Annotated in this window: 19 protein-coding genes; 10 read left to right on the forward strand and 9 right to left on the reverse strand. The window is 73.8% G+C overall.

Translation table 11 applies throughout. The features are described from left to right. Positions 1-10 precede the first annotated feature (10 nt). Together ACFXOZ_RS00070 and ACFXOZ_RS00075 are read left to right on the forward strand one after the other, a co-directional pair. Entirely contained in the window at positions 11-1,312 is a 1,302-nt protein-coding gene (locus ACFXOZ_RS00070; protein WP_380586095.1) for a DUF2786 domain-containing protein, read from the forward strand. A 36-nt stretch (positions 1,313-1,348) separates the two neighbouring features. Continuing rightward, positions 1,349-2,464 (forward strand): ADP-ribosylglycohydrolase family protein, encoded by a 1,116-nt coding sequence (locus ACFXOZ_RS00075; RefSeq protein WP_380521261.1) that lies wholly within the window; start codon positions 1,349-1,351, stop codon positions 2,462-2,464. An 11-nt stretch (positions 2,465-2,475) separates the two neighbouring features. Here ACFXOZ_RS00075 and ACFXOZ_RS00080 read toward each other — a convergent pair whose 3' ends face one another. The 4 genes from ACFXOZ_RS00080 to ACFXOZ_RS00095 all read right to left on the reverse strand — a co-directional run bounded on the left by ACFXOZ_RS00080 (position 2,476) and on the right by ACFXOZ_RS00095 (position 6,894). Further along, positions 2,476-3,807, reverse strand: a complete 1,332-nt coding sequence (locus tag ACFXOZ_RS00080) for a serpin family protein (RefSeq protein WP_380586098.1) — start codon at positions 3,805-3,807, stop codon at positions 2,476-2,478. Between the two features lie 37 nt (positions 3,808-3,844). Then, entirely contained in the window at positions 3,845-4,843 is a 999-nt protein-coding gene (locus ACFXOZ_RS00085; RefSeq protein WP_380521265.1) for an ADP-ribosylglycohydrolase family protein, read from the reverse strand. Positions 4,844-4,864: 21 nt separating this feature from the next. After that, complete coding sequence (locus tag ACFXOZ_RS00090) at positions 4,865-6,079, reverse strand: cytochrome P450 (protein ID WP_375882036.1); 1,215 nt, start codon at positions 6,077-6,079, stop codon at positions 4,865-4,867. A 74-nt stretch (positions 6,080-6,153) separates the two neighbouring features. Continuing rightward, on the reverse strand, positions 6,154-6,894 hold the full coding sequence (locus ACFXOZ_RS00095) for an NAD-dependent deacetylase (RefSeq protein ID WP_380586101.1): 741 nt from the start codon (positions 6,892-6,894) through the stop codon (positions 6,154-6,156). A 112-nt stretch (positions 6,895-7,006) separates the two neighbouring features. Between ACFXOZ_RS00095 and ACFXOZ_RS00100 the strand changes: the two genes are divergently transcribed. Together ACFXOZ_RS00100 and ACFXOZ_RS00105 are read left to right on the forward strand one after the other, a co-directional pair. Then, positions 7,007-8,071: an ATP-binding protein gene (locus ACFXOZ_RS00100; protein WP_375882031.1), complete on the forward strand. Its 1,065-nt coding sequence runs from the start codon at positions 7,007-7,009 to the stop codon at positions 8,069-8,071. Further along, positions 8,068-9,864 (forward strand): hypothetical protein, encoded by a 1,797-nt coding sequence (locus tag ACFXOZ_RS00105; RefSeq protein ID WP_380586104.1) that lies wholly within the window; start codon positions 8,068-8,070, stop codon positions 9,862-9,864. Before ACFXOZ_RS00100 ends, ACFXOZ_RS00105 begins: the two co-directional genes overlap by 4 nt. Positions 9,865-9,911: 47 nt before the next feature. Here ACFXOZ_RS00105 and ACFXOZ_RS00110 read toward each other — a convergent pair whose 3' ends face one another. The 4 genes from ACFXOZ_RS00110 to ACFXOZ_RS00125 all read right to left on the reverse strand — a co-directional run bounded on the left by ACFXOZ_RS00110 (position 9,912) and on the right by ACFXOZ_RS00125 (position 13,296). Continuing rightward, complete coding sequence (locus tag ACFXOZ_RS00110) at positions 9,912-10,523, reverse strand: hypothetical protein (RefSeq protein WP_380521272.1); 612 nt, start codon at positions 10,521-10,523, stop codon at positions 9,912-9,914. Positions 10,524-10,644: 121 nt separating this feature from the next. Beyond that, the gene (locus tag ACFXOZ_RS00115) at positions 10,645-11,325 is read right to left on the reverse strand and encodes a response regulator (RefSeq protein WP_380521274.1); all 681 of its coding nucleotides are present in this window, start codon (positions 11,323-11,325) and stop codon (positions 10,645-10,647) included. Further along, positions 11,322-12,509: a sensor histidine kinase gene (locus ACFXOZ_RS00120; protein ID WP_380398930.1), complete on the reverse strand. Its 1,188-nt coding sequence runs from the start codon at positions 12,507-12,509 to the stop codon at positions 11,322-11,324. Before ACFXOZ_RS00120 ends, ACFXOZ_RS00115 begins: the two co-directional genes overlap by 4 nt. Positions 12,510-12,621: 112 nt before the next feature. Continuing rightward, entirely contained in the window at positions 12,622-13,296 is a 675-nt protein-coding gene (locus ACFXOZ_RS00125; protein ID WP_380586107.1) for a DUF4097 family beta strand repeat-containing protein, read from the reverse strand. A gap of 233 nt (positions 13,297-13,529) precedes the next feature. Between ACFXOZ_RS00125 and ACFXOZ_RS00130 the strand changes: the two genes are divergently transcribed. The 6 genes from ACFXOZ_RS00130 to ACFXOZ_RS00155 all read left to right on the forward strand — a co-directional run bounded on the left by ACFXOZ_RS00130 (position 13,530) and on the right by ACFXOZ_RS00155 (position 20,283). Beyond that, positions 13,530-14,249, forward strand: a complete 720-nt coding sequence (locus tag ACFXOZ_RS00130; RefSeq protein ID WP_380521281.1) for a Crp/Fnr family transcriptional regulator — start codon at positions 13,530-13,532, stop codon at positions 14,247-14,249. Positions 14,250-14,359: 110 nt separating this feature from the next. After that, the gene (locus ACFXOZ_RS00135) at positions 14,360-15,169 is read left to right on the forward strand and encodes a hypothetical protein (RefSeq protein WP_380586110.1); all 810 of its coding nucleotides are present in this window, start codon (positions 14,360-14,362) and stop codon (positions 15,167-15,169) included. Beyond that, positions 15,166-17,352 carry a hypothetical protein gene (locus tag ACFXOZ_RS00140; protein ID WP_380586113.1) on the forward strand — a complete coding sequence of 729 codons (2,187 nt, stop codon included), beginning with the start codon at positions 15,166-15,168 and terminating at the stop codon, positions 17,350-17,352. Before ACFXOZ_RS00135 ends, ACFXOZ_RS00140 begins: the two co-directional genes overlap by 4 nt. Before the next feature lie 42 nt (positions 17,353-17,394). Continuing rightward, positions 17,395-18,345 carry a hypothetical protein gene (locus ACFXOZ_RS00145; RefSeq protein ID WP_380521288.1) on the forward strand — a complete coding sequence of 317 codons (951 nt, stop codon included), beginning with the start codon at positions 17,395-17,397 and terminating at the stop codon, positions 18,343-18,345. Between the two features lie 17 nt (positions 18,346-18,362). After that, entirely contained in the window at positions 18,363-18,878 is a 516-nt protein-coding gene (locus tag ACFXOZ_RS00150) for a Pycsar system effector family protein (protein WP_380586116.1), read from the forward strand. 97 nt (positions 18,879-18,975) lie between these two features. After that, a complete protein-coding gene (locus tag ACFXOZ_RS00155; protein ID WP_380586119.1) occupies positions 18,976-20,283 on the forward strand; it encodes a M48 family metalloprotease in 1,308 nt (435 codons plus the stop codon). 118 nt (positions 20,284-20,401) lie between these two features. Here the strand turns inward: ACFXOZ_RS00155 and ACFXOZ_RS00160 are convergent, their stop codons facing one another. Continuing rightward, positions 20,402-24,295: a DNA-directed RNA polymerase subunit beta' gene (locus ACFXOZ_RS00160; protein WP_375882000.1), complete on the reverse strand. Its 3,894-nt coding sequence runs from the start codon at positions 24,293-24,295 to the stop codon at positions 20,402-20,404. Positions 24,296-24,312 lie beyond the last annotated feature (17 nt).

Here is a 24,312-nt window from a genome sequence, read left to right on the forward strand (position 1 = left end):
GGGACACACCGTGGGCAAGCGCGCGCAGCAGGGCGACGGGAACGCCGGGCCGCTGCTGGAGCAGGCGGTGCGCTCGGTGCTCACCGCCCCCGACGAGGGGCTGGACCTCGCCCTGGACACCGGGGCCTCGCTGCTGGCCGCCTCGGCCGGGCAGTGGCCGGCGGTCAGCCGGTCGGTGCTCGGGTACGCGGACACCGCGGTGGGCCGCTGCTGGTCCGCCGGCTGGCGCCCGGCCGACCTGGTGCGGGTCGTACGGCGCGGGCTCAAGCCCGTCCACCTGGCCCTCGCGGTGGACCTGATCGCCGCCGAGGCCCGCCGCCACCCCGCCGCCGCCCTGGACCGGCGCTGGCAGGAGCAGCTGCGCGAGCTGGAGGCCGAGGTCTGGTGGCCCGCCGACGAGCAGTACCTCGGCGCCTTCGCCCACCGCCACCGGCTGGACCGCTTCGCGCTCGCCACCGCCCTGCTGGAGCTGCTGCGCAGCTGGGGCCGGCTGCCCCCGATCGCCCCGGTCGGCCCCGCCCCCGGGCAGCAGGGGCCGGTGCGGCGCCCGGCCGGGCCGCAGCATCCCGGGTCGTCGGCCGGGGAGCCGCGGATGCTGGCCCGGATCCGGGCCCTGCTGGCCAAGGCCGAGTCCACCGAGTTCCCGGAGGAGGCCGAGGCGCTGACCGCCAAGGCCCAGCAGCTGATGGCCCAGCACAGCATCGACGACGCGCTGCTGGCCGCCGCCGGGGCCGACCGGAACACCCCGGCGGCGCTGCGGATCGGCGTGGACAACCCGTACGAGGGGCCCAAGACGATGCTGCTGGACGCGGTCGCGGCGGCCAACCGGTGCCGGGTGGTGTGGGCCAAGGAGTTCGGCTTCTGCACCGTGATCGGCTTCGACGGGGACCTGGACGGCGTCGAACTGCTCTACACCTCGCTGCTGGTGCAGGCCACCCACGCGCTCAACAAGGCCGGGTCCGGCAAGGACTCGCGCAGCAAGGCGTTCCGGCAGTCCTTCCTGGTGGCGTACGCGGCCCGGATCCGCGAGCGGCTGACCGCCGCCACCGAGCGGGCCACCAGCGCCGCCGCGGCCGGCCGCCACCTGCGCGAGGACGGCACCGAGGAGCAGCTGCTGCCCGACGAGCGGCTGCTGCCCGCGCTGGCCGCCCGCTCGGCGGCGGTGGACGACGAGGTCGGCCGGCTGTTCCCGAAGCTGGTCTCCCAGCGGGTCCGGGTCAGCGACGGCGAGGGCTGGGCGGCCGGGCGGGCCGCGGCCGACCGCGCCGCCCTGCACGGGCGGGGCGAGATCCACAACCGGCCGCCCGCCTGATAGAAACGACCCGCCACGAACGAAGGGGGATCCGACGTGACGGAGTCGACAGCGGAGTCCGGATACCGGGACCGGGTGCGCGGCGCGCTGCTCGGCGGCGCGATCGGCGACGCCCTGGGCTGGCCGGTGGAGTTCCAGCAGCTCCACCAGATCCGCGAGCGGTTCGGTCCGCAGGGCGTGACCGCGCTGCCGTCCGGGAGCGCCGGGTCGGTGGAGGTCACCGACGACACCCAGATGACGCTGTTCACCGCGGAGGGCCTGATCCGCGGCTTCGTCCGCGGCTGGTCCGGCGGCGGCGGCTCGGTGCCGGAGGCGGTGCACGGCGCGTACCGGCGCTGGCTGCGGACCCAGTACCAGGGCGCCCCGGACACCGAGCCGCAGCCGCGCCCGTACGACGGCTGGCTGCTCGGCCGGCCGTTCCTGTACGCGCGGCGGGCGCCGGGCAACGCCTGCCTGAGCGGGGTGTCCGAGCACCCGGTGTTCGAGGCGCCGGCCCCGATCGGGAGCCCGGGGCCGATCAACCCCGGCTCCAAGGGCTGCGGTTCGGTGATGCGCGCGGCGCCGTTCGGGCTGGCCCGGCTCGGGGCGGAGCAGTCCTTCGGGCTGGCCGTGCAGTGCGCCCAGCTCACCCACGGGCACCCGACCGGCTACCTCGCCGCGGGCGCCTTCGCGGCGCTGGTCGAGCGGTTGGCGGCCGGGACGGAGCCGTGGGCGGCGGTCGGCGAGACGGTGGAGCAGATCCGCGAGCTGCCGAAGTCCAAGGAGACCGTGCAGGCGCTGGCCCGGGCGGTCCGGCTGGCCCAGGAGGCCGAGCCCTCGGCGGACACCGTGGAGCGGGTCGGGCTCGGCTGGATCGCCGAGGAGTGCCTGGCCATCGCGGTGCACTCGCTGCTGGCGGCCACTCTCGACCCCGATCCGGTGCGCACCGCGCTGCTGCTGTCGGTGAACCACTCCGGGGACAGCGACTCCACCGGCGCGGTCTGCGGCAACCTGGTCGGGGCCGCGTACGGCGCCTCGGCGCTGCCCGCCGACTGGGTCGGGGCGGTCGAGGGGCGGGCCGAACTGCTGACGGTCGCGGACGACCTGCTGGTGCTGTTCGGCAGCCGCGACCCGGGCCACCCGGCGCTCGGCGGGCGCTACCCCGCCTGGTAGCCGGACGCTCCTCAGCTCGCCCCGGGGTCGGCGACCTGGCCGAGGAACAGCGGCCGCCCGGTGGCGGTGTCCCGGATCAGGAACAGGAACGGCCGGTCGATGTGCAGCTGGACGGGCCGGTCCGGGGCGGGCGCCGCCGCGACGCCGATCCCGACGCCGCTGCCGGCCGCCGCGACCGTCCCCTCCTCGTCGACCTGGACGGTGGCCTTCTGCACCACCGTGCTGACGGCGAGCGGCGGCTGGTCGGCGATGCCGCCGAGGTCGGCCCGGTCGAAGACCGAGTGGACGCCGAGCGAGCGCAGCGCGGGGCTCAGCTCGTTCGAGGTGTCGAAGTGGAAGCGCGGCAGCTGGAGGTCGACCGGCCGTTCGGCGAGGGCGCCGAGGATCCGGTCGAGCTGGGGCTGGTCCAGCCCCTTGGCGAAGGCGGCGAAACCGCCCTGCGCGGGGACGATCAGGTCCATCGCCAGACCGCCGCCCTGGTACGGGAGTTCCACGGCCTGCCAGGGCTCGCCGACGATCCCGCCGGGGCCGTCCGCGTACTTGAACTCACCGGCCTGGCTCATCGACGGGACGGCCGGGGCGGATCCGTCGAGCTTGTGGAACGGGCGGTCCGCGGTCTGCCCGGGCTTGAACGCCGAGGCCCACTTCGCCTTGAGGTAGAGCGCGTCGGTGAGGACCAGCCGGGTGTCGGCGTTGATCGTGTTCGGTGCGAAGAGGTCCTTGATCTGCCCCTCGGTGGCCTTCTCCACGGCGGAGTTGACGGCCTCGCGGGAGCCGTTCGGGTCCTTGCCGAAGTCGGTGGTGCGCACCCCGGCGTCGAAGGCGGTGGCGAGCGTGGCCAGGTAGTCGGGCTTCACCGCGAAGCCCTGCTGGGCCCAGACCTGGTCGCTGCGGCGCAGGGTGAGTCCGTCGGTGGCCGGGACGGGCCGGTCGAGCGCGCCGACGGCGAGGGCGTACTGCTTCGGGTCGAGGTCGGTGTGCAGGGCCTTGGCGAGTTCCTCGGCGGTGGCACCGCGCGCGCCGGGCAGCAGCATGGCGAGCACGGTGGACAGCCCGGACGGCGAGACCACCAGGTTCTGCCCGGCGGTGTCCGGCTTCGCGGTGAGGGTGTGCAGGAGGTCCAGGCCGAAGGCGTCGGTGGCCTTGGCGGTGGCGGCCACCGAGGCCTGGTCGACGGCGGGCCGGGTGGCCGGCGCGGAGGCCCGCTGCTCCCCGGTGGCGGCGGTGCCGGGGCCGGTGCTGCCGCAGCCGCTGACCAGCGGTGCGGCGAGCGCGGCGGCGAGGAGCAGTGCCGCGGGGCGGCGGGGCGGGCGACGACGGGTTCCGCTGCTGCTGTTCGTCATGGCCCTTCGACGCGGCACCCCTCCGCCCGGTTCCGGCTCAGTCCCAGAGCGCGCCGAACTCCAGCAGTTCGTCCCGGTGCTCGATCCGCTCGACCCACTCCGCGGGCCAGACCGCCTCGCCGTGGTGGGCGCCGGCGAAGGCACCGGTCAGGCAGGCGAGCGAGTCGGAGTCGCCGCTGGAGTAGGCGGCCCGGCGGACGGCGGCCACCGGGTCGTCGGGCAGCAGCAGGAAGCAGAGCAGGCCGGTGCCGAAGGCCTCCTCGGCGACCCAGCCCTCGCCGGTGGCCAGGCAGGGGTCGGCCTCGACGTCGGGGGCGGCGAGGGCGGCGTCCAGCTGGTCGAGGACCGTGAGGCAGTCGTCCCAGCCGCGGGCGATGACGGCCTGCGGGGAGGCGCCGTACCAGTGGTCGGCGAGGTCGCCGAGCCAGAACTCGTCGTAGCGCTCGCGGCCGGCCAGCGCGTACGCCCGCAGCACGGCGGGCAGTCCGGCGGGCGGGACGCCCTCGGCGAGCTTGCGCACGGCGTAGGCGGTGAGGTCGCTGGCGGCGAGCGCGGTCGGGTGGCCGTGGGTGAGCGCGGACTGGAGTTGGGCGGCGCCGGAGAGCTGCCGGGCGTCCAGGTCGCGGATCAGGCCGAGCGGGGCGACCCGCATGTTGGCGCCGCAGCCCTTGGAGCCCACGTCGCTGGCCTGCTGCCAGCGGTACTCGTCGTGGCTGAGCCGCTCGCAGGCGCGCAGGCAGGTCATGCCGGGGGCGCGGTTGTTCGACGGGGAGCGCCACCAGTCGACGAACTCCTCGCGGACCGGGCGCGCCAGCCGCAGCGGCGTCAGCGGGCCGCGGGCCAGGGCGGTGCGCAGGCCGCGGGCGAGGGCGAGCGTCATCTGGGTGTCGTCGGTGACCAACGCCTTCCGCGGCAGCGGGAGTCGCCGCCAGTCCGGGTGGTCGGCGGCGATCCGCTCGACGTCCTGGAACTCGGTCAGCCGGCCCATCGCGTCGCCGATCGCCAGCCCCAGCAGTGCCCCCGTCGCCTTGCCCACGGCCTTCTCCCCCGCTTCCCGTCACACGTCGACCAACAGCTCCTTGAGCCCGCGGATCACGTAGCCGGGGTTCCACTCGGGCTCGCGGACCAGCCGCAGGCCCGGGGCCCGGCGCAGCAGCGTGCCGTAGGACTCGGTGAGCTCCAGTCTGGCAAGAGGGGCGCCCAGACAGAAATGGATTCCGGCGCCGAAGGTGACGTGCGGGTTGTCGGTGCGGCCGAGGTCGAGGCGGTCGGGGTCGGCGAAGCGCTCCGGGTCGCGGTTGGCGGAGCCGAAGAGCAGGGCGATCTCGGCGCCGCGCGGCACGGTGACCCCGCGGACCTCGATGTCCTCCAGCACCCAGCGCTCGAACATCTGCAGCGGGGTGTCCCAGCGCATCAGTTCCTCGACGGCGGTGGGCAGCAGGGCGTCCACCGAGCCGCGCAGCCGGGCGAGTTCGCCGGGGTGGCGGAACAGCGCCCACCAGCCGTTGCCGGTGGTGTTGACGGTCGCCTCGTGGCCGGCGTTGAGCAGCAGCACGCAGGTGGAGACCATCTCCTGCTCGCTGAGCGCGTCGGAGCCCTCCTGGGCCTGGATCAGCGCGCTGATCAGGTCGGTGCCCGGGTTCCCCCGGCGCTCGCGGATCAGGGCGCGCAGGTAGTCGGAGAACTCGGTGCTGGCGGTGACGGCCCGGCGGGCGGCCTCCTCGCTCGGGTTGAGCTCGAACATCCCGGTGATGTCGGCGGACCAGGGGCGCAGCAGGTGCCGGTCGCCCTCCGGCACGCCGAGCATCTCGGCGATCACGGCGACCGGCAGCGGCTCGGCGACGGCGGAGATCAGGTCGCCGCCGCCGGCCGCGAGCAGGTCGTCGACGAGTTCCCCGGCCAGCCGCCGGACGGTCGGCCGCAGCCCTTCGACCATGCGCGGGGTGAAGGCCTTGGAGACCAGCCGGCGGATCCGGGTGTGGTCGGGGGCCTCCAGGTCGAGCAGCCCGTGGTCGTTGAGGGTGTGGAAGGGCTCGTGCGCCGGGTCGGGTTCGGGGCGGCCGAACTCCTGGTGGCTGAACCGGTGGGTGTAGGTGCGGCCGAGCCGCCGGTCGCGCAGCAGGGCGCTGACGTCCTCGTGGCGGGAGACCAGCCACTGGTTCGTCGGCTCGTGGTACGTCACCGGCGCGTGCTCGCGCAGTTCGGCGTACGCGTCGTACGGGTGGGCCACGAACTCCGCCGACCAGGGGTCGAACTTCGCCGTCGTCGTCATCGCTCGATCACTCCAGGCCGTGAGGGGAAGCCGGGAAGATCATCGTATGCGTGCGGTACGTCCGTAAAGGGTCCTTACGCCCCCTCCAGCACCAGCCGGCGCACCAGCCTCGGCAGCGCCCGGGAGATCGGCTCCCGGATCACCTCGGCCGCGGCCGCGTCGTACGGGGTCTCCTCGGCGTTCACGATGATCAGCTTCGCGCCGCTCCGCACCGCGTTGTACGGCAGCCCGGCGACCGGGAACACCTGGAGGCTGGTGCCGACCGCGACGAAGACCTCGCAGGCCCGGGCGACGGAGTCGGCCTGACCGAGCACCTCCTGGTCCAGGTTCTCGCCGAACATCACGATCCGCGGCTTGAGGATGCCGCCGCACTCCCGGCAGGCCGGGTCCGGCTCCCCCGCCTCGACCCGGGCCAGCGCCTGCGCCATCGACCCGACCACCCGGCAGCTCAGGCACTGGGTCTCCCGGGCGTTGCCGTGCAGTTCGAGCACCTTGCGGGCGGTCAGGCCGGCCCGCTGGTGCAGCCCGTCGATGTTCTGGGTGAGCACCCGCAGCGGCAGCCCGGAGCGCTCCAGGTCGACCAGCGCCCGGTGCCCGGCGTTCGGCTCGGCGTCCAGCCCGGCCGTCTCCAGCCGCATCCGCCAGGCCCGCGCGCGCACCTTCGTGTCGTCCCGGTACGGGCCGATGGTGACCAGTTCCTCGGCCGACGGGTCCTTGCGCCACAGCCCCTGCGGGCCGCGGTAGTCGGGGATGCCGGAGTCGGTCGAGATGCCCGCGCCGGTGAGCACGGCGATCAGGGGGCGCTTCGCGTTCATGCCCCGGACGGTACGGGCGGCGGGGCGCGGCGGCCACCGAAAATCCGGATGCGCCCCGTCAACTCCCGCCGCACACTGGGCCGGTCACCCACCGTTGCCGTGAAGGAGCCCCGTGCAGGGAGCAGTCAGCGTCTCGCCCGCCCAGATCCCCGAGCTGTTGCTCGGCCTGGCCACCGTCCGCCCGGTGTTCCTCTGGGGCGCCCCCGGGATCGGGAAGTCCTCCCTGGTCAGGGCGTTCGCCGAGTCGCTCGGTCTGGAGTGCGTGAGCCTGGTCGGCACCCAGCTCGCCCCGGAGGACCTGATCGGCGTCCCGCAGCTCACCCCCGAGGGCCGCTCCCGGTTCTGCCCGCCCGAGCAGATCGCCCGCGACGAGCCGTACTGCCTGTTCCTGGACGAGCTCAACGCGGCCTCGCCGGACGTCCAGAAGGCCTTCTACTCGCTGATCCTGGACCGCCGGATCGGCTCCTACGAGCTGCCGCCCGGCTCCATTGTGATCGGCGCCGGGAACCGCGCCACCGACGGCGCGCTCGCCCGCCCGATGGCCTCCGCGCTGGTCAACCGCATGGTCCACGTCCACCTGCGGGCCAGCGCCGAGGACTGGCTGCGCTGGGCGGCCGGCGCCGGGATCCACCCCTGGATCCTCGACCACCTCACCGACCGGCCGGACCACCTGTGGTCCGCCCCGCCCAAGACCGAGGAGCCGTTCTCCACCCCGCGCGCCTGGCACATGCTCTCCGACGCGCTGAACTCCTTCGGCCCCACCTTGGACGAGGAGACCCTCAAGGTGGTCACGTACGGGCTGCTCACCCCGCAGCACGCGATCGCCTTCTGCGGCTACGCGAAGATCGTCCGCAACTCCTACGGCCTGGAGGCGATCCTCAAGGGCGACGCCCGCTGGCCGCACCGGCTGGAGGACCGCGACCTGCTCTACTACCTGGCCGACGCCTTCCGCGGCCGGCTGGTCAAGGAACTGCCCGCCAGCAAGGAGCACGCCTCCGGGGCGCAGCGGCAGACCGCCTTCCGGGCCAAGTCGCTGCTGGTGCAGCTGGCCGAGATCTCGGTGGAGGTCGCCCAGACGGTGATCGCGGACGGCGCGGACGGCAACCCGGTACTGCCCTCCTGGTTCCTGATCGAGGCCGCCCGGGACATGCCCCGACTGGTCGAGGCCCGCCGGTGAAGCGGCCGGCCAAGGCCGCCGCGAAGAAGCCCGACCCGGGCACCGTGGCCTTCGAGGAGGGCGTCCGGCTGCTGCGCGGCAACCCGGCCCTCGCCGCCCTGCGGGCCGACGTCTGCCGCTCCGAGGAGTGCACCACGGCCCCGCCCGACGGCTGGGCGGTGGCCGACTCCGACGGCACCCTGCACGTCAACCCGCGCCGCCGGGCCGAACCCGAGGAGTGGGCCTGGGTGCTGGCGCACGGCCTGCTGCACCTCGGCTTCGGCCACCTCCCGGGCGACCGCGGCACCCGCACCCAGCCCGACCCGTACCAGGTCGCCGCCCGCTGCGCCGTGGTCAACCGCTTCCTCGCCACCTTCCCGGTCGGCCGCGCCCCGGTCACCCTCCCGCAGGAGTACCCGGGCGGGGACGAGGAGGAGCTGGCCGAGCGCTGGCGCCGCGACGGCCTGCCCCTGCCCGGCACCGCCGGGACGGCCGGCACCGCCGACTGCGACCAGCTGCTGGTCGAGTGGCGCGGGCACGGCCGGGCCCGCGAGGACTGGCCGGCGGCCTTCGCGGCCGCCCTCACCCGCACCATGTCCGCCGCGATGGACCGGGCCGGCGGCCGGATCGACGCCGAGACCGGCGAGCGCCTGCCCGAACGGCCCTGGAACCGGGCGCTCAACTGGTTCGTCTCCTCGTACCCGCTGCTCGGCGGCATCGCGGCCGGCCTCACCGTCGTCGCCGACGCCGAACTCGCCCGGGCGCACGGCATCGCCGTCGCCGCCGTCAACGCCGAGGCCGCCGAGATCTACGTGAACCCGCTGCGCCACCACTCCGACGAGGAGTGGCGGTTCATCCTCGGCCACGAGATCCTGCACGCCGCCCTGCGGCACGGCGAGCGCCGCGGCGGACGGGACCCGTTCCTGTTCAACGTCGCCGCCGACTACGTCATCAACGGCTGGCTGCTGGAGATGAACGTCGGCGAGATGCCCGACGGGCTGCTGCACGACCCGCAGCTGAAGGGCCTGTCGGCCGAGGAGGTGTACGACCGGATCGCCCGCGACCAGCGCCGGATCCGCCGGCTCGCCACCCTCGCCGGGAAGAACCGCCCGGACATCCTCGGCGAGCCGCTGGGGCCGCCGCGGGACTACGTCGACCTGGACGACTTCTACCGGCGCGGCCTCCAGCAGGGCTTCGAGCTGCACGGCCGTGAACGCGGGCTGCTCCCGGCCGGGTTGGTCGAGGAGATCCGCGCGCTCGCCCACCCGCCGCTCCCCTGGGACGCGCGACTGGCGCGCTGGTTCGACGAGTTCGTGCCGCGCCCGGAGCCGGTGCGCAGCTACTCCCGCCCGGCTCGCCGGCAGTCCGCCACCCCGGACATCCCCCGGGCCGGCCGCTACCACCCCGAGGAGGAGGTGCCGCGCTGCACCTTCGGGGTGGTCCTGGACACCTCCGGCTCGATGGACCGGACGCTGCTCGGCAAGGCCCTCGGCGCGATCGCCTCCTACGCCGCCGCCCGGGACGTCCCGGCCGCCCGGGTGGTGCACTGCGACGCCGCCCCGCACGACGCCGGGTACCTCCCGGTCGAGGAGATCGCCGGGCGGCTGCGGGTGCACGGGCGCGGCGGCACCGTCCTCCAGCCGGGCATCGACCTGCTGGAGCGGGCCGAGGACTTCCCGCCCGGGGCGCCGGTCCTGGTGATCACCGACGGCATGTGCGACGTGCTGCGGCTGCGCCGGGAGCACGCCTTCCTCGTCCCGCGCGGAGCCGGACTGCCGTTCACCCCGCGCGGACCGGTCTTCCGCATGAGCTGACGGGCTGACGGGCCGACGGGCCACCGGGCCACCGGGCCACCGGACGGTCAGGCCAGCGCCAGGGCGGGAGCGGTACCGGTCCGCACCAGCGGGGACAGCGCCACCAGGTAGCAGGCGGCGGCCAGCGGGATGAAGGCCAGGTCGGCCGCCGAGGCGACGGTGCCGACCAGCATCAGCACCGGGCTCCACCAGCGCAGCGTCCGGGCCGCGCCGACCGAGGCGGCGACCAGCAGGGCCAGCAGGCCGACGTAGAACAGCAGCGGGCCGACCTGGTAGACGGCGGGGAGCACCCCGGGGACGGACTGCACCCGGTCGAACAGCCTCGACTGCTCGGCCTTGTCCGCCGCGGCCAGGCCGACGCACAGGTCGATCCCGATCTGCGCCAGCGAGGCCGCCAGGCCCGCGAACGCCGTCCCCAGCGCGGCGTTCGCGGCCAGCCGCCCGGCGGTGGTGCCGCGCGGGGCGAGCAGTCGGCGCAGCGCGAGGAAGACCGGGGCGAACAGCAGCAGCCCGGCGAACATCGCGGTGTGGCCGAGCGTCCAGCCGAGGCCCGGCTCGCGGGAGCCGGGCACCAGGCGGATGCCGCCGTACAGGGCCATCAGGGCGGGGGCGCCGACGGCGGCGTAAGCGGTGAGGCGGGTGTTCCGGATGGCGTTCATCTGACGATCTCCTGCGGTGTCCGTGGTCCGTTCCGACACCGCAGAGCCTCCCGGCCCGACCCCTCGTCGCGGATCGCCCGTACCGGCGAAACCGGCCCCTCCCCCGCAAGGGGGAGTCCCCTCAGGACTCCCCCGCCACCACCGCCCCGGCCTCGTACGCGAACACCACCGCGTGCACCCGGTCGCGCAGTCCGAGCTTGCTCAGCACATTGCTGACGTGGGTCTTCACGGTGTGCTCGCTGACCACCAGCTCGGCCGCGATCTCCGCGTTGGACAGCCCACGCGCGATCAGCTGCAGCGTCTCCTGCTCGCGCAGGGTCAGCTGCTCCAGCAGCTTGGACGGCGGCCGCACCGCCCGCTCCCGGCCGCCCGGGCGGCGGGCCGCGAACTCGCCGATCAGCCGCTTGGTCACCGAGGGCGCGAGCAGCGCCTCGCCCGAGGCCACCATGCGCACCCCGTGCGCCAGGTCGTCCCGGCGGACGTCCTTCAACAGGAAGCCGCTGGCGCCCGCGTACAGCGCGTCGAAGACGTAGTCGTCGATGTCGAAGGTGGTCAGCATGATCACCTTGGTGGCCGGGAACTCCTCGCACACCCGGCGGGCCGCCTCCAGGCCGTCCATCACCGGCATCCGGACGTCCAGCAGCAGCACGTCCGGGTTGTGCGCGCGCACCGCCTCGACCGCCTCGGCGCCGTCGCAGGCCTCGGCGACCACCTCGATGTCCGGCTGGGCGTCCAGGATCATCCCGAACCCGGCCCGCACCAGCTCCTGGTCGTCCGCGACCACCACCCGTATCGGCGTCATCCGCCCACCCTCTCCACCACGCCCGTCGGCCCCAGCGGCAGCCGGACACTCACCAGGAAACCCCTGCCCTCCGGCCCCGGACCGGCCTCGGCCCGGCCGCCGCAGGCCGCGGCCCGCTCGCGGATGCCGACCAGCCCGCGCCCGCCGGACCAGCCGGCCACCGTACGGTCGGCGGCCGGCGGCATCCCGCGACCGTTGTCGGAGACCACCACCTCCAGCACCCCGTCGACCCGGCCCACCCGGATCGCCACCCGGTCCGCCCCGGAGTGCTTGACCGTGTTGGTCAGCGCCTCCTGCACGATCCGGTACGCGGCCGCCTCCACGTCGGCGGGCAACCCGCCCAGCCCGTCCGCGAGTTCGAGGTCCACCCGCAGGCCCGTCCCGCGCACCCGCTCGGCCACGTCGGCGAGTTCGGCCAGCCGGGGCTGCGGCGCCAGCTCCCGCTCCGCCTCCGGGTCCTTCAACACACCGAGCACCCGCCGCAGTTGCACCATCGCGTCGCGGCCCGCGTCGGCGATGGTGTCGAAGGCGCGGATCGCCCGGTCCGGGTTGTCGCGCACCACCAGCGGCCCGGCCTCGGCCTGGATGACCATCAACGACACCGCGTGCGCCAGGATGTCGTGCATCTCCCGGGCGATCCGGGCCCGCTCCTCGGCGACCGCCCGGGCCGCCTCGCTGGCCGCCCGCACCCCCGCCTCCCGCGCCCGCTCGGCCTGCATCCGGGCCAGCTCCCGCTGGGTGCGCACCAGGGCGCCGAAGACGAAGGAACCGCCCGAGGTCAGCACGCTGAACAGCGCGCCGTTCGGCGAATGGGTGCCGATCACATTGGCGACCACCACGACCGCCAGCACCGGCCAGCGCTGCCGGTCGGGGAAGCGCTCCGCGATGGTGTACATCCCGATCACCGCGTACAGCGGTACCTGCGGGTTCGCCGAGTGCGCCACCACCGACAGCGCCAGCGAGGGAACGGCGCCCGCGATCAGGCCCAGCAGCGAGACCTTGCGCCGCCAGGGCAGGAACAGCGCGGTGGACACCGCCAGCGGGTACACCCACCAGGGCCAGTCGGTGTCGTCGTTGTAGACCGACCAGACCGACACCGCCGCCGAGCAGACCGCCAGGAAGGTGTCCAGCACGTACGGGCTCAGCCCGGCCGTCCGGCTCCGCCAACGCGCCGCGCGCTCCACCGTCGTACCTCCCCCGTACCCGGGGACCCCGTCCCCGCGGAGAAGATCATGCCCTACCGGCAGAACCACTGGCACCGCCCGGCCGGGAGCCTCCCGATCGGACACCGCCCGGTCAGACACCGCTGACCGTCACACCGCCGGTCTCCGCCCGCGCCGTGATGCTGTGCGCCGCGCCCGGCCGCGAGGGGACGCCGACGTCCGCCCCGCCCGACCCCGCCTGCGCGTCCACCGCGTACGCCTCCCCGGACGGCACCCGCAGCCGCACCCCGCCGTTGCCGACCCGGGCCTCCAGCGCCGACGGCGCCGCCGCGAAGTCGGCCCGCACGCCGCCGTTGGTCGCGCTCAGGCGCGCCGTCGGGGAGGTCAGCCCGGTGGCCTCGACCCCGCCGTTCTCCACCGCGGCCTCCACCGCGGCGGACAGCCCCGTCAACCGCACCCCGCCGTTCTCCTCCTTGATCCGCACCTTGGTGCCGGCCGGCACCTGCACCTCGTACCCGACCCCGCAGGAGTCGCAGGAGTACCCCAGCCGCAGCACGCCGTCCTTCACCTCGTGGGTGCTCTTCGGCGCGGACCCCCGGTAGCTCTGCTTCTCGACGACGTGCACCGAGTCACCGGTGCCGGTCACCACGACCCCGCCGTTCTCCCCCTCGACCACCAGCTCCCCGACCGGCTCGGCCACCCCGTACGCCACCGTCCGGTGCTCGTCCGACTCCAGGAACGGCAGGCACCCCTGCATCCCCAGCACCACCGCCGCCGTGATCGCCACCGCGCCCAGCACCCGCTTCATGTCCGGCCCCCTTCGCAAAGCCCCGCCGTCCCGACACCGAGAACCCTCCCGCGACCGGCCCCCTCGGCACCTCCCTCCGCGGAGCGGTTCCCGGCCCTCCCCCGTGCGGGGGATGGCGGGCAATTCACGGATTCACCGGCGCGGCCGCCGCTTCGCCGGTAGCTTGTTTGCCCGCGCTCAACCTCCCGGAGCCGCACCACGCCCAGGCACTGACGACGAGGGCTGATCAGGCAATGGCCAACACCCCGCCCGGCGGACCGGGTCCCGCGACCGGCCACGGCCTGGACGACCGCGTGCCCTTCCTGGCCCGGCTCGACCACGCCGACCGCACCGCCCTGCTCGCCCTCGGCCACCGGCTCGACTACCCCGCCCGCTCCACCGCACTGCGCGAGGGCGAACCCTCCGACCACGTCCTGCTCGTCCTGCACGGCTGGCTCAAGGTGACCGCCCTCGCCGAGAACGGCTACGAGGCCCTGCTCGCCCTGCGCGGGCCGGGCGACATCGTCGGCGAGTCCGCCGCCCTCAGCGGCCGGCCCCGGGCCGCCACCGTCACCGCACTGGAGCAGGTCTCCGCCACCGCCGTCGACCGGGCCGCCTTCACCACCTACCTGCAGAACACCCCCGCCGCCGCGATGCAGCTCCTGGCACTCTCCACCGACCGGCTGCGCGCCGCCGACCGGCACCGGCTCAAGTTCGCCTCGCTCAGCGTCAGCGAACGCCTCGCCGACCTCCTGCTGGAACTCGCCCGCACCCACGGCCGCCGCACCGCCGAGGGCATCGTCGTCTCCGTCCCGCTCAGCCAACAGGAACTCGCCGGCTCCGTCGGTGCCTCCCGCGAGGCCGTCGCCCGCCTGCTCAAGTCCCTGCGGGACCGCGGCATCGTCGTCACCAGCCGCCGCTCCCTGGTCGTCGCGCGCCCCGACCTGCTCCGGAGGCCCGGCCAACTCCGCTGATCCGCACAGCAGTTCTGTGCACACCGTCACAGAGCGAGTACCTCAACGGCGCTCACGCCGACCTGCCCGGCACGGGCAGGCTGAGGCCGACGACGAATCGAGAGGCGACCATGACCGATCCGGTGAACCACACCATCCTGCTGCTGGACATCGAACAGTTCGGCCGACGGGACGACGTCGAGCAGGCCTTCATGCGCCGCATGCTCTACTCCGTCCTGCACGAGACGCTGCGCAGCGCCGGGGTCGAACCCGCCGAACAGCGCCTGGAGGACCGTGGCGACTCGGTGATGGCCCTGATCAACGCCACCGTCCCCAAGGCCCGGCTGCTGCACGCGCTGATCAACGAGACCCCCACCCTGCTGCACGCCAACAACCGCCTCGCGGCCGCCGGCGCCCGGGTACGGCTGCGGATCGTGCTCGCCTCCGGCGAGGTCGCCGTCCAGGAACTCGGCGGAGCCCTCGGCGGCGCCGTCGGCTGGGACCTCAACCAGGCCTTCCGGCTGCTCGACTCGACCCCGCTCCGGGAAGCCCTCCGGCACCGCGAGGGGCCCTGCGCCCTCGCCGTGTCCGACGCGCTCTACCAGGGCATCGTCCGGCACGGCCACGGCGGCCTGGCGCCGGAGGCGTTCCACCGGGTCACCGTCCAGGGCAAGGAGGGCGAGTTCCCGGCCTGGCTGCACGGCGCACCCGCCCCCGACGCCCCGGAACCCGCCCCGGCGAGCGCCCCGACCACCACCCGGGCCCTGGCAGCGGCCCCGCCCCCGGCACCGGCGGCCGCCCAGGGCGCCGCCACCTTCCAGTTCCTCGGCGGCACCCCCACCTTCGGCGGCAACCTCATCGGCGGCGACCAGCACGTCGTCTCCGGCGGCCAGGTCCACGGCGACGTCAACACCGGCAACACCGTCGGCGGCGACCGATGACCACCACCGCCGAGCCGGAGGCCGCGGACCAGGAGGACGGCCTCCAGGAAGCCCCGCCCGAGGACCCGCAGAACGCCGTGGAGGCCGTCCAGGAACTCCTGGAGCACGTCCCGGACTCCTTCGCCGGCCGCACCTACCTCTTCGCCGGCGGCACCCCCGGCTTCGGCGGCGACCTCATCGGCGGCGACCGGCACACCGTCTCCGGCGGCCAGGTCCACGGCGACGTCGTCACCGGCCACAAGACCACGATCTACCAGGTCGGCGGGGCCGCACTGCACGCCTCCGGGCTGGTCCCGACCGATGAACTCATCGCCCTGGTCGAGGTCTTCCGGCCCGGACCGGCCTTCGACCAGGCTCTCGTGCACCTCCGCGAGCAACGGGTCCTGGTCCTCACCGGCCGGGCGGACACCGGCCGCCGCGCCGCCGCACTGATGCTGCTGCGTGAGCTGGGCATCGACCGGATTCGAAACCTGGACCCGGATGTCAGTCCCACCGCCCTGCTCAACGGCGTCGAACGGGCCGAGGGGTACGTGCTCACCGACTACACGGCCTCCCGCACCCGCCCACTGCTCCGATCCGACCTCCACCGCCTGCGCGAGGCACTCGCCAAGCAGGACGGCTACCTGGTCATCACCACCACCCCCTCCCCCACGCTCCGCGAACTCCCCACGGTCGGCTGGTCACCGCCCGACCCGGGGCTCGTCCTCGGTGCCCATCTGCGGGCACTGCGGGACGACGGCGTCCCCTTCGAGCAGCTGCTCGCCCTGGACCCCGTCGAGGGGTTCCTGGCCAAGTACCCGCCGATCCGGGAGATCGCCGAGTTCGCCGTCAGGCTGGCGGCCTACTCCCCGCTGACCGGCAGGCCCTCCGACCTCGCCGACTTCGGTCGGGGCGCGGTCCAGGAGAAGGTCGGCCGCTGGTTCGGGGACGACGGACTCCCCCTCCACGACAAGGCCTTCCTGATCTCCCTGGCCGTCTTCGACCACGCCCCCTACACCCTCGCCGCCGAGTGCGCCGACAAGCTGTTCCGCCGCCTGGAGACCATCCGCACCCCCGGCCGCCCGGACGGCATCCCGCCGTTCGGCAGCTCGGTCGAGGACCGGATGGCCCTCGCCCGGGCCGAGCTCACCGAGGAGTCCGAGCAGACCCCCTGGGGCCCGGTCCCCCAGCGGATGGCCTCCTTCCTGGACCCCCGTACCTCCCCCACCCTGCTGCGCGAGGTCTGGACGAGCCACCCCTCCGCCCGCCCCGCGATCACCGGCTGGCTGAACGCCCTGGCCACCGACTCCCGCGCCCTGGTCCGCACCCGGGTGGCCTCCACCACCGCCCTGCTGGCCTCCGTCGACCTCTCCGCCGCCATGAGCGGGCTGCTCGGTCCCTGGTCCGGCGCCAAGGACTTCCGGCTCTGCCTCCAGGCCGCCAACAGCCTCGCCCTCGCCTACCACGCGGGCACCGCGGCCGTGCCCCGCATCCTGCGCGGCTGGGCCGGCGACGACAACGCCCGCCGCCGCTGGACGGCCATCCGCTGCTACGCCCTGCTCGGCCCGCTGCTGCCGACCCAGGCCCTGGAGGCCTTCGCCCTGGCCGCCGAGCGGCTGACCGCCGGCGAGCTCGACCAGCTGACCGCCGGGTTCCGGCCCGGCGCGCGGCCGTCGGAGCAGCCCGACCGCCACCAGGCGCTCGGGCTGCTCGAAGCGGCCGAGCTGATGCTGCTCTCCGCCGAGGCCGAGCTGACCCTGCGCACCCTGGTCCGCTGGCTCTCCGGCCCGGCCGCCCTGCGCCAGCTGGCCCTGGCCGCCTTCCTGACCGCCGCGCAGCGCACCGAGGACACCGCCGTGGGCCAGCCGCTGCTGCTCGACTGGTACGCCCGGAGCCCGCGACCCGAGCCGGGAGGTGTGCGCAGCGTCACCGTGCTGCCCGCGCCCGAGGAGCCCGCGCCGGTCCGAGCGCTGCTGGTCGCCCTGTGGCGCACGGCCCTGGAGGACCCGCACTACCGCGATGCCGCCCTGGGGGTGCTGCGCGGCTGGCTGGTCGGCGCCGCCGACCAGCCCGGCACCACCGCCCGGCTCACCGAACTCTTCGACGACCTGGCCGTCACCGAGCGCGACCGCCGGCGGCTCGACCACCTGGTCCGCACCGTACGCGCCGACGGCCCGGCGACCGCGGCGCTGCCCGGCAACTGACACAGCACCGTCCGACCCGTCCCGATCCTGGAGCACCCGCGCATGTCGGCACGACACCGCCCCGACCTCCCCCACGGAGACCTGACCGACCCGGTCCTGACGGTCCACCCGCTGGGCCGCGCGCTCGGCCTGCCCAAGCGCCCGGCCGCCCGGGCCGACTCCGCCCTCGTCCTGACCACCCCGTCCGGGGAGCACCAGGTCTACCTGCCCCCGCACCGCCCGGGGTTCAGCGACCTGGTGGGCCGCAACTACCAGGCCGCGTACGAGGTCGACCTCGGCCTGCACCACCTGCGGGCCGAGGAGCGGCTGCCCGGCCGGGACGACGTCGGGGCCTTCGAGGCCGTGGTGGAGATCGACTGGCAGGTGTCGGCCGCGGAGCTGGTCGTGGCGAGCCGGATCCGCGACGTCCCCGCGCTGCTGGTCCCGCGGATCCGGCAGCGGATGCGGGCGGTCACCCGCCACCTCTCCACCGACCGGAGCGGCGAGGCCGAGTCCGCCGTCCAGGAGGAGCTGGACGGCTTCCCGGTCGCCGAGGCCGAGGGCCTGCGGGTGCGCTGCACCGTCCAGTTGGACATCGACCAGGCCGCCCGCGAGCAGAAGGAGCGGCTGCGCGGCTACCACTTCGACACCCAGGCCCACCCGCACGCCCTCCGGCAGGTCCAGGAGTCCAACGAGGTCCTCGCCGCGAAGGCGAAGTTCTACCAGTACCACCTGGAGCAGGGCGGGGTGACCGCCTGGGCCCTCCAGGTGGCCGCTCACCCCGAGGACCTGAAAGCGGCCCTCACGTACTTGAAGGACGAGCAGCAGGAGCTGGTCCAGGGCCAGCTCCAGGTGATCCAGCGGCTGCTCGACCAGAACGGCCTGGAGGAGTTCGAGCTGGAGGGCCCGCGCCAGGAGGCGAAGGCCGCGCTCGAAGCGATCCTGCGCCACCGCCCAGCGGGCCCGGGCACGCCCCGGCTCGACAAGGGCCCGAACCCGCCGTTGCCGCAGTGAACCCGAGGAGTTCCGCCGTGTCCGCCCCCGCCGGTACCGCCCCGGTGCCCCCGCCGCCGGGTACCGCCCTGCTCGCCGAGCTGCGCACCGAGATCGCCCGCGCGGACAGCAAGGCGGCCGTCCTGGTCGCCGCCCTCGGCGTGATCGTCGGAGTGCTCGGCGGCCTGCTCACCAGCACCGGCTGGGCGCCGCAGCAGCTCTCCGGCGCGGCGAAGGCGTTGCTGGCCCTCGGCGGCCTGGGCATCGCCGTCTCCCTGGTCTCGCTGCTGCTCGCGGTGCTGCCCCGCTTCCGGCGCAGCACCTGGCGCCCGGGCCGCCCGCTCGGCTACTTCGGGGACATCCGGCTGGCCGCCGAACGGGGGCTGCTCACCGACGCCCTGGCCGACACCGAGCGGCTGGCCGCGGAGGCCGTGCGGGCCGCGCTCGCGGAGAACAGCCTGATCGCCGCGCGGAAGCACTCCTGGGTCCGGGTCGGCATCCTCGCCTTCGGCGCCGGCCTGTTCTCGCTGGTCACCGCCCTGTTCCTGGGCTGACCGGCCTGCCCCGCCCAGAACCGCCCAGCACCGTCCTGCCCAACCCGTCACCGTACGGACGCCGCCGTGCGCGCGTCCCGTCCCCGAGGACCCCGCCATGACCGAACCGACCTACCCGGACGCCACACCGCCGCCGTACCCGACGGCCGCCCCGCCGCAGTACCCGACCGTCCCGCCCCAGTACCCCACGGCCGCCCCGCAGTACCCGACGGCGCAGCCGCCCGCCTACCCGACCGCCGCTCCCCCGCCGCCGCCCCCGTACCCCGCGCCGGCCCCGCAGCCCCCCGCCCCGCCGCAGTACCCCACCGCCGTCCCGCCCCAGTACGCTCCCCCGCCCCCGCCCCAGCCCCAGCCCCAGCCCCAGCACCCCCAGCACCCCCCGCGCGTCCCCGCCCAGGGCTTCGCCCCGCCGCCCGCCCCGCCCCGGCCGCCGGTCCTCGACCCCACCGTCGACATCGACCCGCACACCGGCCGGGTCCACCTGGCCGCCCGCCAGCGCGGCGCCGACGCCACCGCGGTCGGCCAACTGCTGCTCCAGCTGCCGCACTTCCTGTGCAGCCTGCTGGTCGTCACGCTGGTCTCGCTGCTCCTCCCCGAGCCGCTCAACCTGGTGCTGATCGGCCTCTGGATCGCCTCCGGCGCACTGGTGTTCCACCGCCCGACCGAGAAGGTGCTAGCCCGCTACCTGTTCCGGATGCGTCCGGCGCTGCACTCCGAGCTGACCAGGCTGGAGCCGATCTGGCACCAGGTGACCGCCAAGGCGGGGGTGAACCCGGAGACGTACGACCTGTGGATCGAGGACCACAAGGCCGTCAACGCCACCGCGGCCGCCGGCCACATCGTCGGGGTCACCCGGTACGCGCTGGAGACCCTCCCCGACGCCCAGCTGGCCGCCGTGCTCGCCCACGAGCTCGGCCACCACCGCGGCGGCCACGCCTGGGCGACCCTGCTCGGCTACTGGTACTCGATGCCGGCCCGGATCGCCTGGGCGGTCTTCCGGATCGCGGCGGTCGTGGCGTTCCGGATCGCCTCGGTGTTCTCGCTGCTCGGCGCCCTGGTGGTCGGGCTGGTCTCGGTGGTCCTGGTGGTGGCCGTGGCGCTCTCCTTCCCGCCGCTGCTGCTGGTCCTGGTCACGCCGTACCTGCTGGCCGCGGTCGGCCGCCGCTCCGAGCTGAGGGCGGACGTCCAGGCCGCCGAACTCGGTTTCGCGGACGCCATGATCGAGGTCTTCCACGGCTTCCTGCGGGACGAGGAGGAGGCCCTGGCGGCCGCCGCGCGGGAGAACGGGGGCCGGGCCGTCCGCCCGGGCCTGGGCCGGCGGCTGCTGTCCAGCCACCCGGACACCCACACCCGGATCCGCCGGCTGGAGGACTGGCGCGCGGCCGCGGCCGCCCCGGCCCGGTAGCGCCCGGAACACCCGCCGGGAGCACAGGCCGGAAGCACCGGCCCGGAACACCCGCCGGAAACGCCGCAGGGCGGCCACCCCGTGAGGGGTGACCGCCCTGCGATCAGTGACGCTCGACTCAGCCGGTGTACGGGCCGTAGTCGTAGTCGTCCAGCGGAACCGCCTGGCCGGAGCCGGCGCCGAAGGGCGACAGGTCGTAGTCGTCGTAGCCGACGGCCGAGTACATGGCGGCCTTGGCCTCCTCGGTCGGCTCGACCCGGATGTTGCGGTAGCGGGGCAGACCCGTACCGGCCGGGATGAGCTTACCGAGGATGACGTTCTCCTTGAGGCCCAGCAGCGGGTCCGACTTGGCGTGGATCGCCGCGTCGGTGAGGACCCGGGTCGTCTCCTGGAAGGAGGCGGCCGACAGCCAGGACTCGGTGGCCAGCGAGGCCTTGGTGATACCCATCAGCTGCGGACGGCCGGAGGCGGGGTGACCGCCCTCGGAGACCACGCGACGGTTCTCGGTCTCGAAGCGGCCGCGCTCGACGAGCTCGCCCGGGAGCAGCTCGGCGTCGCCCGACTCGATGATCGTCACGCGGCGGAGCATCTGCCGGATGATGATCTCGATGTGCTTGTCGTGGATCGACACGCCCTGCGAGTTGTAGACCTTCTGGACTTCGGCGACCAGGTGGATCTGGACGGCGCGCTGGCCCATGATGCGCAGGACGTCGTGCGGGTTGGTGGCACCCATGGTCAGCTTCTGGCCGACCTCGACCGCCTCGCCCTCGCTGACCAGCAGCTTGACACGCTTCGAGACCGGGTAGGCGATCTCGTCGGTGCCGTCGTCCGGCGTGATGACGATCTTGCGGGTCTTCTCGGTGTCCTCGATCCGCGCGCGGCCGGTGGCCTCGGAGATCGGGGCCACACCCTTGGGGGTGCGGGCCTCGAAGAGCTCGACGACACGCGGCAGACCCTGGGTGATGTCGTCACCGGCCACACCACCGGTGTGGAAGGTACGCATGGTCAGCTGGGTGCCGGGCTCACCGATGGACTGGGCGGCGATGATGCCGACCGCCTCACCAATGTCGACCAGCTTGCCGGTGGCCAGCGAACGGCCGTAGCAGAAGGCACAGGTGCCGACGGCCGACTCACAGGTGAGGATCGAGCGGACCTTGACCTCGGACACGCCGTGGCGGATCAGCTCGTCCATCAGCACGTCACCGAGGTCGGTGTTGGCGGTGGCGAGCAGCTTGCCGTCGACGGTGATGTCCTCGGCGAGCATGCGGGCGTACACGCTGGTCTCGACGTCGTCGGCCTTGCGCAGCACGCCGTCGGCGCCCACGGAGCCGATCGACAGCTTGAGGCCGCGCTCGGTGCCGCAGTCCTCCTCGCGAATGATGACGTCCTGGGAGACGTCGACCAGACGACGGGTGAGGTAGCCGGAGTCGGCGGTACGGAGGGCGGTGTCCGCCAGACCCTTACGGGCACCGTGGGTGGAGATGAAGTACTCCAGCACGGTGAGACCCTCACGGAACGACGCCTTGATGGGTCGCGGGATGGTCTCGTTCTTGGCGTTGGACACCAGACCACGCATACCGGCGATCTGGCGCATCTGCATCATGTTTCCACGAGCACCCGAGTCGACCATCATGAAGATGGGGTTCGTCTTCGGGAAGTTCTCGTTCATGGCCTCGGCGACCTCGTTGGTCGCCTGGGTCCAGATGCCGATGAGCTCCTGCTTGCGCTCGTCGTTGGTGATCAGGCCGCGCTCGTACTGACGCTGGACCTTCTCCGCCTTCGCCTCGTAGCCCTCGAGGATCTGGGGCTTGTTCGGCGGGACGACGACGTCGGAGATCGAGACGGTGACGCCCGAGCGGGTCGACCAGTGGAAACCGGACGCCTTGAGGTTGTCCAGGGTCGCCGCGACGACGACCTTGGGGTAGCGCTCCGCCAGGTCGTTGACGATCGCGGAGAGCTGCTTCTTGCCCACCTCGTAGTCGACGAACGGGTAGTCCTCGGGCAGCAGCTCGTTGAAGAGCGCGCGGCCCAGGGTGGTGCTGAGGCGGAAGGGCTCGCCGTCGAACCAGGTCGACTGGCCCTCCTCGTCCACCGGCGGGGTCCAGCCACGGGGCGGGACGGTGCCGGCGGCCAGGCGCAGCTCGATCGGGGCCTGGACGTCCAGCTCGCGGGCGTCGAAGGCCATGATCGCCTCGGCGGTCGACGAGAAGGTGCGGCCGGCGCCCTTCACGTTGTCGCGGTCCGAGGTCAGGAAGAACAGGCCGAGCACCATGTCCTGGGTCGGCATGGTGACGGGGCGACCGTCGGCCGGCTTGAGGATGTTGTTCGAGGACAGCATCAGGATGCGGGCCTCGGCCTGCGCCTCCGCGGAGAGCGGCAGGTGGACGGCCATCTGGTCACCGTCGAAGTCCGCGTTGAACGCGGTGCAGACGAGCGGGTGGATCTGGATGGCCTTGCCCTCGACCAGCTGCGGCTCGAAGGCCTGGATGCCGAGGCGGTGCAGGGTGGGCGCACGGTTCAGCAGGACGGGGTGCTCGGCGATGACCTCTTCGAGCACGTCCCACACGACCGGGCGGGCGCGCTCGACCATGCGCTTGGCCGACTTGATGTTCTGCGCGTGGTTCAGGTCGACCAGGCGCTTCATCACGAACGGCTTGAAGAGCTCCAGCGCCATGGCCTTCGGCAGACCGCACTGGTGCAGCTTGAGCTGCGGGCCGACGACGATGACCGAACGGGCCGAGTAGTCGACTCGCTTGCCGAGCAGGTTCTGACGGAAACGACCCTGCTTGCCCTTGAGCATGTCGCTCAGGGACTTGAGCGGGCGGTTGCCCGGACCGGTGACCGGACGGCCGCGGCGGCCGTTGTCGAACAGCGCGTCGACGGCCTCCTGGAGCATGCGCTTCTCGTTGTTCACGATGATCTCGGGGGCACCGAGGTCGAGCAGGCGCTTCAGGCGGTTGTTGCGGTTGATCACGCGGCGGTACAGGTCGTTCAGGTCGGAGGTCGCGAAGCGGCCACCGTCCAGCTGCACCATCGGACGCAGGTCCGGCGGGATGACCGGGACGCAGTCCAGCACCATGCCGTTGGGCTTGTTGCTGGTCTGCAGGAACGCGGAGACGACCTTGAGGCGCTTGAGCGCACGGGTCTTCTTCTGGCCCTTGCCGGTGCGGATGATCTCGCGGAGGCGCTCGGCCTCCTCCGCCAGGTCGAAGGTCTCCAGGCGGTCCTTGAGGGCCGCGGCGCCCATCGAGCCGGAGAAGTAGGTGCCGAAGCGGTCGCGCAGCTCGCGGTAGAGCAGCTCGTCGCCCTCCAGGTCCTGGACCTTGAGGTTCTTGAAGCGGGCCCACACCTCGTCGAGGCGGTCGAGCTCGCGCTGCGCGCGGTCGCGCAGCTGCTTCATCTCGCGCTCGGCGCCCTCGCGCACCTTGCGGCGCACGTCGGCCTTGGCGCCCTCGGCCTCCAGCTCGGCGAGGTCGGACTCGGCCTTCTTGGCGCGGCCTTCGAGGTCGGAGTCGCGGCGGTTCTCGATCTGCTGGCGCTCGACCGAGACGTGCGCCTCCAGGGACGGCAGGTCGCGCTGGCGGCGCTCGTCGTCGACCCAGGTGATCATGTAGGCGGCGAAGTAGATGACCTTCTCGAGGTCCTTCGGCGCCAGGTCGAGCAGGTAGCCGAGGCGGGACGGCACGCCCTTGAAGTACCAGATGTGGGTGACCGGGGCGGCCAGCTCGATGTGGCCCATCCGCTCGCGGCGCACCTTGGCGCGGGTCACCTCGACGCCGCAGCGCTCACAGATGATGCCCTTGAAGCGGACGCGCTTGTACTTACCGCAGTAGCACTCCCAGTCCCGGGTCGGGCCGAAGATCTTCTCGCAGAAGAGGCCGTCCTTTTCGGGCTTCAGGGTGCGGTAGTTGATGGTCTCCGGCTTCTTGACCTCGCCGTGCGACCACTGGCGGATGTCGTCGGCGGTGGCCAGGCCGATGCGGAGCTCGTCGAAGAAGTTGACGTCAAGCACTGGTCGTCAAGCCCTCT

The sequence above is a fragment of the Kitasatospora sp. NPDC059160 genome (assembly GCF_042755465.1).
Taxonomy (GTDB): domain Bacteria; phylum Actinomycetota; class Actinomycetes; order Streptomycetales; family Streptomycetaceae; genus Kitasatospora.